At 37.1% G+C, this 13,369-nt stretch carries 6 protein-coding genes and 1 riboswitch; of the genes, 4 read left to right on the forward strand and 2 right to left on the reverse strand.

Translation table 11 applies throughout. The annotated features are described in order from the left end of the window. Positions 1-151: 151 nt before the first annotated feature. A complete protein-coding gene (locus ACIQ2D_RS03905) occupies positions 152-3,448 on the forward strand; it encodes a hypothetical protein (protein ID WP_402859694.1) in 3,297 nt (1,098 codons plus the stop codon). A gap of 599 nt (positions 3,449-4,047) precedes the next feature. Then, positions 4,048-6,933 carry a hypothetical protein gene (locus tag ACIQ2D_RS03910; RefSeq protein ID WP_402859697.1) on the forward strand — a complete coding sequence of 962 codons (2,886 nt, stop codon included), beginning with the start codon at positions 4,048-4,050 and terminating at the stop codon, positions 6,931-6,933. Between the two features lie 89 nt (positions 6,934-7,022). Here the strand turns inward: ACIQ2D_RS03910 and ACIQ2D_RS03915 are convergent, their stop codons facing one another. Both ACIQ2D_RS03915 and ACIQ2D_RS03920 read right to left on the reverse strand, forming a co-directional pair. Beyond that, positions 7,023-8,363: an amino acid permease gene (locus tag ACIQ2D_RS03915; RefSeq protein ID WP_402859700.1), complete on the reverse strand. Its 1,341-nt coding sequence runs from the start codon at positions 8,361-8,363 to the stop codon at positions 7,023-7,025. A 199-nt stretch (positions 8,364-8,562) separates the two neighbouring features. Beyond that, positions 8,563-8,639: riboswitch (glycine riboswitch) on the reverse strand. Positions 8,640-9,150: 511 nt separating this feature from the next. Next, on the reverse strand, positions 9,151-9,534 hold the full coding sequence (locus ACIQ2D_RS03920) for a rhodanese-like domain-containing protein (RefSeq protein ID WP_402859703.1): 384 nt from the start codon (positions 9,532-9,534) through the stop codon (positions 9,151-9,153). Positions 9,535-9,660: 126 nt separating this feature from the next. Between ACIQ2D_RS03920 and ACIQ2D_RS03925 the strand changes: the two genes are divergently transcribed. Both ACIQ2D_RS03925 and ACIQ2D_RS03930 read left to right on the forward strand, forming a co-directional pair. Continuing rightward, the gene (locus tag ACIQ2D_RS03925; RefSeq protein WP_402859706.1) at positions 9,661-10,491 is read left to right on the forward strand and encodes a lipoate--protein ligase family protein; all 831 of its coding nucleotides are present in this window, start codon (positions 9,661-9,663) and stop codon (positions 10,489-10,491) included. A 204-nt stretch (positions 10,492-10,695) separates the two neighbouring features. After that, the gene (locus ACIQ2D_RS03930) at positions 10,696-13,266 is read left to right on the forward strand and encodes a vitamin B12-dependent ribonucleotide reductase (RefSeq protein ID WP_402859709.1); all 2,571 of its coding nucleotides are present in this window, start codon (positions 10,696-10,698) and stop codon (positions 13,264-13,266) included. Positions 13,267-13,369: the final 103 nt, after the last annotated feature.

The following is a 13,369-nucleotide window of genomic DNA, read 5'->3' on the forward strand; positions in this document are numbered from 1 at the left end:
GCTACTTTTTTTAGTGTAAATACTAGAATATTCTATCAGTTGTTGTTTTTTTTGTTATGTTATGGTTTTCTTGTTGAGGGAATAATTGCTAGTGCGTGGGAAGTATTGCTATAATTAAGAATAGATACATAGTATGAGGAGAGATACATAGATGAATAAAGCAAAACTATTTTTAGTGGCAGCAGCCCCAGCGGCACTGATTGTTCCATTAGAAGTGCAGGCGGCCGATGGAAGTGTAGAAATTATAAGTAATAATGGCAATGAATTCACAGCTTCTGTAAAGTCAACAAAAAAAGTTGAGAGCTACCAATGGTTTACGGTAGAAAATGGTATAGAAATACCAATTCCTGAAGCGACATTGTCTACCTATTCTGCGCCTGCTGCTTCGACGAACATGCAATTGCTAGTAAAAGCAACATTAGAAGATAATAACGTACTTACGAGTCAGCCATTTAAAATTAATCTAGTAGCTATTGAAGGTGAATTACGTGTGAATAGCGCTATTTCTGCAAAAGTTAACATCAACCCAATTACGATGAAGAGCTTTCAATGGTACTACTTAGAAAATGGTGAAAAAACAGCTATTAGTAGTGCAACAGATGTTGAGTTCATTGTACCTGCGCACGCTGCTGGTAAACAGGTATTTGTAGAGGCTTTTTCAGAGCAGGGAGATCTATATGTAAGTGAAGCAGTTCAGATTGAGACATTAACAGTAAAAGCGGAAGGTATAAAAATTAAAGGCTACTCACCAAATCAGTATTTAGTGACTGGGGATGTTATAACTGCCTTTGATCCAACAATTAAGATTTATAGCAAAAAGGATGTTAATGGGAGTGTCACGGAAGTTGATTTGTTAAGTAGTACATTACCAACAACTACAATTAAGCGCTTGATGAATCAAGTAACCTATTCTTATCAATGGCTTTATCAAGTGGAAGATGGATCTTATGCTTTCATAGATGGAGCGAACACAGATATTTATACGGTTCCAGAAGATGCAGAGGAACGTAAAATTAATAAAATTGTTGTAAGAGTTATTGCAACTGTGGGTGAATCAGTATCGGAGGAACCAACGTATTCTCCGATATTAGAAATTGTTAATAGTTCAACATCATCGCCAGTGACACAGGTCGTGAGTAAAATAGATGGTCTAATAAATAAAGATGTCAACGGGATGTTAATCTATGAAGCATCAATGCCTGCTAAAGTGGAAGATGTATTGAAAGACTATAATAAACTAACAGCTGCTGCCAAAGCAAAAGTAACAAACTACGATGTGTTAAAGCGTGCGATTGACGACAAGGTACAAATGACTGCCTTTGCAGAAAAAGTTGAAAATGCTAAAACAGAAGCTGAGTTCAAGGCGTTACTGGTTGAATATGAGCAATTTGATTTATTAAAACGTAGTACAGCTGTCAAGGTTGACAATGATAAAGGTATTTTTGAATTTATTCAAGGGAAATTAGGTAATGGTAATGAACTAGAAAAATTAAAGAGTATTAATACAGATATTTTAGGATTACTCAAGAATTTAACAGCAGGAAATACAAGTTATGAGCTAGTAGAATATAATGATCTGGATATAGATTCTTTAAAAGTTAAAATTAAATCGATTGAAGATAGAATTTTAGAACTACCTAGCGATTACAAGGCGATTGTACAAAATCAGGATATTTTGAAGACAGCCAAGGCAGATATTAAGAAAGTCGAATCTTTCCTAGAAAAATTAAAAAAAATCGATTTAGGGGCAACTCCGAAAAAACAAGTTTCAGCAGCGAAGTCCGCACGTTCGGCTTACAACAAATTAACAATTAAACAATTGAGCATAGTGCCTAAGAGTGACATCGAGGATATTTTGCTAGTTGCAGAGAACGCTGAAAAAGAATTGGGTAAAGATGTACAAGATAGTATTCATGATTTGATTGATGAGACGACAAAAGAATATCTAAATCTTCCAACTGAAACTGATTGGAAAGAATATGTGAAAATGGTAGATAGTGCAGTGATTCAATATAAAGGTCTTTCTAAAGATACTGCGAAATACGTGACAGATTATACAGTGCTATTGCAGTTGCAAAAAGATTTAAAAACAGCGGAAAAGGTTATTAGTCAAATTGAAAAATATTTAGCGCTACTAGAAACAGGAAGCGTCAGCTATTCAAAGCAGCTATCTGCGTACAATAGTGCTTCTAAGGCTTTAATGAAACTGACAACCTTACAAAACTCCTTGGTATACAATAAAGATCCTTTACCAAAGCCAGTAGAAACACCTTCAGAGGACGATACTGAACTGAGTGAAGCAGATCAATTAGCAAAAGAGCAAGGAACCGCATTTATCCAAGATATCAAAACAGCTCTAGAATTTTCTACTGATGATTTTGAATTGTATGCTAAAGAAATTGATAAAGTTGTTCTAAGATATAAAAACGAACTTTCTTCGCCAGCGCGTAAATATGTTGAAAATTATGGAGAGTTGAAGGAAGCAGAAAAAGATGTAAAGGCTGTACGCTCATTTTTGAAAAAAGTAGAAGAGGCAGAAGTGGAAGCAGATTCAGCTAAAAAATACACGAAAATTTTAAGTGTTCAAAAGAATTATTTGAAACTACCTTATAATCAGCAAAAATTAGCGGGTACTGCATATCAGGCTTTAATAGATTTACTTCAAGGTGGGGATTTTGTGGATTTATCTGGATTAAATGAACGTATAGTAGGTATTTTCCCAAGTCCAAGCGATGTATATACGAACAAAGATCAATTGTATAAGGAAGGTATTACCATTGCTGACATTAAAGAATTAGATACGGATTATAGAAAGCTATCGAGTGCAGAGAAAAAACAAATTACAAACTATACTATTTTAAAAACAGCTCTAGCGGATGTAAAGAAAGTAGAATCCTTTGAAAAGAAATATACTGCGGCATCTAATAAAACAGCTATGATTAAGGCGTTTAATATGCTTACAGCAAGGCAGGCTTCACTCGTATCTGACGACATTAGAAATGCACTTGTGGGTTTAGAAAGTGACCAACGTGACAATAATGATCAAGCGATAGCACTAGTTGAAGAGATTAACGAACTGGAAAATAATGGGTTATATAGGGCGGATTTATTTGATAAGGTAAACGAAGTTCAGGGGAAATATGAGGCGCTATCATCAACACAAAAAAGTTTAGTGAAAAACTATGCAATGCTAACGAGAGCAAAAGCCGATTTAGCTAAGGTTAATGAAGTAAAAGCCATTTACGATGAAGTGGGAAAAATTGAGGTTGATTTAGTGGAACAAAATTCCGCATTAGCAAATGCTTCTGGTGATGCTGCTAAGCTTTTAATCGAAGAAAATATAGCGAAATTAGAAAAAGATAAAGCAAGTAAGGAAAAAGAATGGAGAAATGCATTTAGTAGGCTGTCAAATAAATTGGAAGATCTGTACAAACAAATGTATCCTTAAAAAACTAAATTTCACTTGATTGATTAGGAGCCGTCTCAATTTTGAGGCGGTTCCTTTTAGGTTCGCTCAGTACGGACGAAATCTATAGGGTATATAGGGTACCAAAGTACGAAGACAGAGATAGTGGTTAGCCGATCACAAGGGTGCCTGTGGAGCCATAGAATCCGGGGGAAGTAGAAGGTGAATTTCCAGTTTGAGGGATACGAACTTCATAGAAAGTATTGTCGGAGAAGAAAGGGGCGAGGTAAAACTATTTATAGAGGAAACAACGTCAATGGCATTTTTTGTGCTAATCGGCGTTAGAAATGGCTATTTCAACGCCTACAATTAATCTGGAAAATCAAACAATGGTACATAATACTTGCAAAAAGCTTCACTTTACTAAACAGTCAATTAGAAGACCTTTACGTAATGGGAACTTACTTCAAGCTGTAGATAAATTTATATGCATATCTACAGTTTTTTTGATTTTTTTAAGTTGCGTTAAATGATATAGAGTGAAAAATAACTCTTTTTATGTAGATTGTGTGAAACAAATAAAGTTCCACGGAATGTTACCGATATAACTCTATAGATGGACAGAAAGGGCTGAATAAATATTGAATAAAAAATTACTTTTCACAGTAGCGGCTATCCCAGTGGCCTTTGTTGTACCAGCAGTAGCGGGGGCAGAAGAATTATCATCAATTACGATTACAGGAGAAACGGTTGTAAACGAAACACTGACAGCATCCATTAAAGGCTTACCAGCAAATACAATTGTCAAGGGGTATCAGTGGTACTATCTTGAAACACCAGAAAATGGCGAGGGTGCAAGCACACCAAAGAAAACACCAATTTCGGGTGCAACTACCATGTCATTTAAAGTACCAGCGGAAGCGGCGGGTAAAACAGTTATGGTGGAAGCGACATCGACTGAAGGGACGGTATATAAAAGTGATTCACGTCGCATCAATCCCTTATCACTAGCAATTACGGAACCAATACTTGATGGTTATTCGACTTCAAACTTTGCAGCACCAGGTGAAACAGTAAGAGTAGCTGGAGCGACAGTCACAGATATTGGTGGTGCTAAGTTGGAAAGCAGCAAAATTACATATACGTATCAATGGTTTTATAAAGTCGATCAGTCATTTACCCCTATCAATGGTGCGACAGGGGAGACTTACACAATCCCAGCGGATGCTTTAGAAAAAGGCTTGATTAATATTGTTGCTAAGGTGACAGCAAAGGTAGGAGCATCCGTAATAGAATCGGGTCTTTCGAATATGCTGACGGTGTCTAAAGAGCCATCAAATACACTGATTACTGCTATTGAAACATTACGTATTAGCGACAGTAAATATAATGTAAAGAGCTTTGAAGCATTTAAAGCGGAAGTAGCGTCCATAGAAAGTCAATATCAAGCCTTAACATCCCCTGCACAGGCAAATGTGACAAATTATGCTGTACTTAAGCGAGCACTTGCAGATGTAGAAGCTATCAGTGCCTTAAATGAAAAAGTGAATAAAGTAGGTGAAGTTGATGCAAAAGATATGCCGAAATATTTAAAAGACATTGAAGAGGCCTATGACAAATTAGATGTATTACAGCGTAGCTTAGATATAGGGGATACTTTATATAATAGTATTAGGGCTATTGTGAAAGAACCAGCAGATATCGCAGAAATTGCTGAAGTGAGAAGGCTGAGTCAAGCGATTGTTGACTTATTAAACTATGATAATAATGTTATTAAATACGTGTCTACTAGTGTGGAGTCATTACAAGCGGCCGTTGAGAAGATTGAAGCCGACATTGCGAAGCTTTCAAAAAGCTACCAAACAACGGTACAAAATCAAGCAATTTTAAATGAAGCAAAGCAGGATATCAAAAAGATTGCACAGTTTACTAAACTTTTCGATAAATTATCTGGGAATATTGCACCAGACAAGCAAGTAACGACGGCAAAATCCATTCGTACTGCGTATGAAAAGCTAACTTACAAACAGCTGCAGTTAGTGCCAGATGCTTATGTAGAGAAATTATTAGAAGCAGAAAACGCAGAAGAGACTCGAATTTCTACTATAAATCAAGAGATAGATAGCTATATTGGAGAAGATATCTACCCAATAAATCCGACGGCGGAAACATGGCAGGATCATGTGAGCAATGTGAACAGAATTATCGCTGCTTATAAAAATTTAACGACAAATTCAGAGGCCAAAGTCATAGGTTATGCAGCCATCGCGACGCTACAAAAAGACTTAAAGACAGCTGAAAAAGTCATTAAGCAAATAGACGAATATAATTCGCTCACAGCCATAAATGGTGTGAAGGAAAGTAAATTACAATCGAGCTATAACAGTGCTTTAAAGGCATATAATAAGCTGACGAGTTTACAACAATCTCTTGTCTATAATGAAGATCTGTTATTGAATAATCCGCCGAATGTGACGGTTGATAATAACGGGAAAGAGCCTGCAGATAAAGCGGCAGCAGAGGCACTAAAAGCTGATATAGCCAAGTTTGCTGATCTAACAAAATATTCGTTCACACAACTAGAAACTGCTGTTAATACAGCAACAACTACTTACAAAAATCTTTCATCTGCTGCGCGTAAGTATGTCACGAATTATTATTTATTAACTGCAGCAAGTAAAGATGTTAAAGCAGTAGTATCTTTCCATAAAAAAGTGCAGGCCGCTCGTGAAGAAACGAATGTTGAGAAGCAAGCGAAAAAGATTGAATCCGTAGAAAAGGCTTATGCAAAATTGCCTGCAAATCAGCAGCATTTAGCAAAACCGCAATTTGATGCGCTACTAGATAATCGTCTTGTAGATGGCAATGCACCAGATATTAAAACGTTAAATAATGCCATCGGAAAAATCGTATCTAACGGTTTGTATACAGTGACTGTGGGAGAAATTAAAAATCTATCTGCTCAATATAAAAATCTTAGTACTAGCGATAAAAAACTTGTAACAAATTACTCTATTTTAAAAACAGCAGAAGCAGATGTGAAAAAGGTAGAGTCATTTATGAAGCAGTATGATAAATCGTTTGCTAGTAATCCAACAACAGTCATTAAATCTTTCGCTAAGCTTACAGCAAAGCAAATGAACTTAGTGAGTGAAGATGTTCGCCAAAAGATTATAGAAGCGGAACAAGGACAACAAGGGGCGAATGAAACGGCATTTGGCTTAGTGGAGTCCATCAATAAACTCCTTCAAAATGGTGTTTATAAGGCGGACTTGCAAGGCGATGTGAAGAGCATTCGAGCTGCATATGACAAGTTGAGTTCTTCTGAAAAAAGCGTGGTGAGAAACTATTCGAAGCTAACACAAGCTGAGGAGGACTTGAAAAAAGTAGAAGAGATTCATGCCTTATATGTAGCTATCCCTGCAGAAAACGGTGATACTGCTCGCAAAACATGGCAAACTGCCTTTGTCAAGCTGTCTAAAAAACAAGAGCTTCTTTATACAGATATGTATAAAGATGATAAATAAGAGTGTAATAAAAAAAGCTAGCATCCAGTAAAGATGCTAGCCATAGACTGTAGATAACCTCAATGAAAATGAGGTTATCTACAGTTTTTTTAGTTCTTACTTTTCACTTTATAAATAACAAACAGCATGATAAACCATACAGGCGTTAGTAGTAGTGCTGTACGTGTTGCCTCAGAAAAGAACATAATGATTAATAAAAATACAAAGAAGCCTAATACTACATAGTTAATGAATGGTGTTAGTGGTGCTTTAAAAATAGATGCTTCATGTAATGCACGGTTTCTACGTTTGTAAATGATATGTGAGATTAGGATAATGCTCCAAACCCATATGAAGCAGATAGCACTTATCGTTGTTACCACACTAAATGCATTCTCAGGCATCAACTTACTTAATAATGCACCGACTGACACGACAATTGATGACACGATCAGGGCGTTACGCGGTACGTTGTTTTTATTTAATTTAGCAAATGATGGGGAAGCTTGGTTATTGCTTCCTAGACTATATAGCATACGGCTTGTTGAGAATAATCCACTGTTCCCTGCCGAAGCGGCCGATGTCAGTACGACAAAGTTAATGATGCCGGCTGCGATTGGGATTCCTGCTAACGTAAATACCTGTACAAACGGACTGCTTTCAGCGGACATTTCATTCCAAGGGTTGATGCATAAAATAACGAATAATGCGCCTACGTAAAATAGTAAAATACGTAGTGGGATTTTATTAATGGCAGATGGGATATTTTTTTGTGGATTTGCTGTTTCAGCAGCAGTAACGCCGACTAATTCCACACCGACAAAGGCAAAGACTACCATTTGGAAGGCCATTAAAAAGCCAGTGACACCGTTCGGGAACAATCCTCCATGTGCCGATAGATTTCCGACTGACACAGTACCTGAGCTTGTTTGGAACCCTGTAACAAGCATAAATACACCAATGATAATCAGTGCAACAATCGTAATAATTTTTATAAGTGCAAACCAAAATTCAAGTTCGCCAAATAGTTTTACCGTTAATAAATTTAGCATTAATAATAATACTAAGCAGCCAATCGCTGGTACCCATTGTGGTATATCAAACCAATAATTTGTATAGACACCAACAGCAATAATATCAGCCATGGCAGTCATGATCCAACAGAACCAGTAGGTCCAACCCGTGACATAACCTGCCCACGGTCCAATATATTCTGTTGCAAAATCAGTGAATGATGTGTAGCCAGCATTCGATAATAACAATTCGCCTAGTGCGCGCATGACGAAAAATAGCGCCATGCCGACGATTAGGTAGGCTAGGATGATGGAAGGTCCTGCTAAAGCAATTGCTTTCCCTGAGCCTAGAAATAAGCCTGTACCGATCGTACCACCGATGGCTATTAATTGAACATGGCGATTTTTTAATTCACGTTTTAACTGTTGTTGCTCCAAGATGACCCCTCCAAGATGATGTAAGCATTGAAATTAACATAAGCAACAAATAAAAAAAGAGACTAGTAGCTACACTAGTCTCTTAAACGTCAGAATAACAAATACCATATGCATATCATAAATATTAGTTTTACTAAAAAATATTTATTGGAAAACATTCGATTGGTACAACTTTCTTTTTGTAATGAAAGTTTGTTTTTATTACTCCTCTGTCCTTTTGCCTGAGATAGTGAACCCTTCGGCGACGCGTTATGCGCTCTCTCCAGAAATTGCTCCTGCTATAGTTTTATCCATAGCATTCATTGCTTATTTTAGTTGATTTTAATCATATCAACACGAATTTGTATTATAGTAAGATACTATTTATCCTAACAGTGATCTCTATGTAATTCAAGATGCAATTATTGTCTATATTTTGAAAAAAGAAAAATAAAGTGATTACATATTACATCTTTACGATAATGAGCGAAATTAGACTTAATTTTTTTCATTATTTATTGATTTTCCTATACGCTTGATGGAAATAGCTAAAAAAGCTTTCGAAGATACTGCAAAGGTCAAGTCGGAGATTAATAGTAAAAGTGGTTTTATATGAAGATTGATTCACGTTTGATGGAAGGTATTAAATTGTACCCCGCTGTTATATAGTTTTTGTCAAACACATGATAAATTTTTATTTTAAAAAAATTAATGAGCTAATTATTAGACAATGACATTTATATAGTAGAAACTCATGTTTTTTTATAAGAAGAGCTAGCATCTAATGTAGATGCTAGCTCTTTTTATGTTATTTTTTTGTTTTTACTTTACCAGTCCAAGTGCGGAATCCACCGTCAAGCTGATAAATTTGGTTGTAGCCACGTTTTTTTAGAAATAATGCAGCACGAGCGCTACGGCCTGTATTTTGACAGTATAAATATACTGGTAAATCTGGGCGGATTTCTTTATGGCGTTGACGTAGTGTAGTAGAAGGAATATTACGAGCTCCAAGGATGTGACCAGCGTCGAATTCCTTTTGTTCGCGCACATCGATTAATTGTGCTTTGCGATAACCTTCAATAAACTGTTCTTGTGTTAAATTGGTTACGGCTTTTTTTAGACGCATCGCATTAATGCCGATATATGCTATCAAAACCAGTAAAATAACACCAATTGTAATAAGTATTTGCAAGATGTTCTTACCCCTTTCTATCTTCTTAACTATTATAAAAGATGCGGTGGCGATAGTCCAATGAGTTTGATAAAATTAACTACATTATGGTTTGAAATGACACATATAAGTGTAGGAGCTGACGAAATGACAACATGGTATTTTCTAAATTCAGGGAAATGTAGTCCTTCTTTCAATATGGCCTTAGATGAGGCACTGCTGGATTGGCATAGTGAAGGGCTGATTCCTCCAGTCATTCGTTTTTATGAATGGGAGCCAGCAACAGTATCCATTGGATATTTTCAACGGGCCGAAAAAGATATTAACATAGAGGCAGTTCGGGCGCAAGGGCTTGGTTTTGTACGTCGTCCAACAGGAGGGAGAGCTGTTTTACACGAACATGAGCTCACTTATAGCATCATTGTAACGGAAAGCTATCCAAATATGCCAGAGACAGTTACAGAAGCTTATCGTGTACTCAGTGAGGGCATTTTACAAGGTTTTCAAAACTTAGGGATGGATGCATATTTCAGTGTGCCAGCTACGGAAGAACAACTGGCAGACTTGAAAAAGCCAAAAAGTGCAGTGTGCTTCGATGCACCAAGCTGGTATGAACTTGTCGTTGAAGGTAAAAAAATAGCGGGTAGTGCGCAAACACGTCAAAAAGGTGTTATTTTACAACATGGTGCAATCTTACTTGATTTAGACGAAGAAAAATTATTGTCGGTGTTTAATTTTGATAGTGAAGAGGCTAAGGAACGGATGCGAAAGAAGCTACCTGACAAGGCAGTATCCATTAATAGTCTTGTCAAGGAACCGGTTTCAATCGAACAGTGTGTAGAAGCATTCCGAGATGGTTTTGCAAAAACATTGCAAATTGAGTTAAAACCATTTACACTTTCTGAGGGGCAATTAAAATATGTACAAGCACTCGAAGAAAAAAAATATGCCCATGATGATTGGAACTTTAAAAAGTAAAAAAATCGATGTTTTTAAAAATTTTTTTCAGCGTTCAAACCGTGTCATGACAAGTAGTTAACAAAGTGACACGAATTGCAAGAGTTGAATTAAAAAACTATATATAGTATCTTTGAAATTAGGTAATACACAATATGTAGTGTTTAATCGCACATGATATTGTGTATTTATTATTGTAAGGTATAGAAAAAGGGAGGCTAAATGATGGTAATCGCTAATCATCAACCCGAAGTAAACAAACAAATTGAACAATTAAACAAGGACATTGAACAATTCCCACAAGTTCATCCGGTAACACCAGACATGCACATCACACATAAAGGTGTATCGAGACTTGTCATGATTGATCGCTATTCTTTTAAAGATACGGAAAAGAAAACGCTAAAAGCTGGTGATTTCGTCGTATTAACGGTGAAGGCAGATCCGAAATTCCCTGCACGTGGTTTAGGGACAATCCAAAAAATTGATATGTCTGCGAAAACAGCAGATATTTTGATTGATGAAGATTATCGTAGCGTTTTAGATGATCCGATAGAGCAAGAAACGGGTGTGATTACGCGCTCAATAGAAGTGCTAGAGAAGCCTCTTGAAATTTTTTATGAGCAAATTGCTAAACGAAATGCAACAGGACTTGCTTCTGTAGAAAAAACAGCTGAGAAACGTCAAGAATGGTTTGAAAAATTTTATGAGCAATTAGTTTCATTAAAATTCATTCCAGCTGGCCGTGTTATTTACGGAGCGGGCTCTGAAACAGATGTAACATTCTTCAACTGTTACGTTATGCCATTTGTGGCGGATTCTCGCGAAGGCATTAGTGACCACCGCAAACAAGTTATGGAAATTATGAGCCGAGGTGGCGGTGTTGGGACAAACGGTTCTACACTTCGCCCGCGTAACACACTAGCTCGTGGTGTGAACGGTAAATCATCTGGTTCTGTATCGTGGCTTGATGATATTGCTAAGCTGACTCATCTTGTTGAGCAAGGTGGTTCAAGACGTGGAGCACAAATGATCATGCTAGCAGACTGGCATCCAGATATTGTGGAATTTATCATTTCAAAAATGCAAAATCCACGTATTTTACGTTACTTAATCGAAAATACGACGGACGAATCGATTATTCGATTAGCAAAAGAAAAATTAAACTTTAAGCCTCTATCACAGCAAGATGAAGCAATGTATCAAGGAATTGTGAACTATAAATCAATTCCAGGTTACGGTGGATTTGATGAGGCAATTATCCGTGAAGCAGAAAATAAATTACGTGACGGTGGTACTTACACGGTCCATAACTCAGAGTTTTTAACTGGGGCAAACATTTCTGTTACATTAACTAAAGACTTTATGGAAGCTGTTGAAAAGGACGAAGATTTCGAACTTCGTTTCCCAGCAGTTGAAGACTATACAAAAGAAGAAATGGCTATTTACAATAGCGAATGGCATAAAGTTGGTGACGTTCGTGAGTGGGAGAAGATGGGCTATAAAGTACGCACATACCGCACGATTAAAGCAAAAGAATTGTGGAATTTAATCAACATTTGTGCAACATACTCTGCAGAGCCAGGTATCTTCTTCATCGATAATGCCAACGAAAAGACTAACGCAAAAGCTTATGGGCAACAAGTAGTAGCAACAAACCCATGTGGGGAACAACCACTTGCACCATATTCTGTGTGTAACTTAGCAGCTGTGAACTTAGCACAGTTTGCGATTAAAGAAAACCAAACAGTCGATTATGAAGCATTACGTGAGACAGTACGTGTTGGTGTACGTATGCAAGATAACGTAATTGACGCAACGCCTTACTTCTTAGAAGAAAACCGTGTACAAGCTCTTGGTGAGCGTCGTGTAGGTTTAGGTGTCATGGGCTTAGCTGACTTACTTATTTATTGTGAAAAAGAGTACGGCTCAGAAGCTGGTAATGAACTAGTGGATGAAATCTTTAAGACAATTGCCGAAACAGCGTACGAGGCATCGACTGAACTTGCGAAAGAACGTGGAAGCTTCCCATTCTTAGTAGGGGCAACAGATGAAGAAACAGCTCGTCTACGTAAAGCATTTACAGAAACAGGCTTCATGCAAAATATGCCTGCACACGTTAAAGAGCAAATTTTAGCAACTGGTATTCGTAACTCACATCTTCTAACAGTAGCGCCAACAGGTTCTACAGGAACGATGGTTGGTGTAGCTACAGGGCTTGAGCCTTACTTCTCATTCACATATTACCGTTCAGGTCGCTTAGGTAAATTTATCGAAGTGAAAGCGGAAATTGTTCAAGAATATTTAGATCGTCATCCAGAAGCAAATGCAGACGAATTACCAGAGTGGTTTGTCACAGCGATGGGGTTAAAACCTGAAGCGCATGCGGATGTACAATGTATTATTCAAAAATGGATTGATTCTTCTATATCGAAAACAGTAAATGCACCAAAAGGCTACACAGTTGGACAAGTAGAAAAAGTATACGAGCGTCTTTATAAAGGTGGCGCTAAAGGTGGTACGGTTTACGTTGACGGAAGCCGTGATTCACAAGTGTTAACACTAAAAGCTGAGGAAAATGATATGGATCAACTTTCATTTGGCGAAGATTTAGTGGAAGAACAAACAAAGCGTCCAGTCGTATTAGTTGATACGATTCAAGCACTTACATCTACTTCAGTAATTGGTTCAGATGTAGGGAATACATGTCCTGTATGTCGTAAAGGAACAGTCGAAGAAATGGGCGGCTGTAACACATGTACAAACTGTGGTGCACAGTTAAAATGTGGACTATAAAATAATCAAAAAGTGTCTATCTCGTCAAATGTGACGGGTAGACACTTTTTTTTTCGAAGGAATTATTGGAATAAAGTAGAATATTTAAAGTATAAGGGGGATG

Origin of the sequence: Lysinibacillus sp. NPDC097287 (genome assembly GCF_044761695.1) — a bacterium.
Classification (GTDB): Bacteria; Bacillota; Bacilli; order Bacillales_A; family Planococcaceae; genus Lysinibacillus.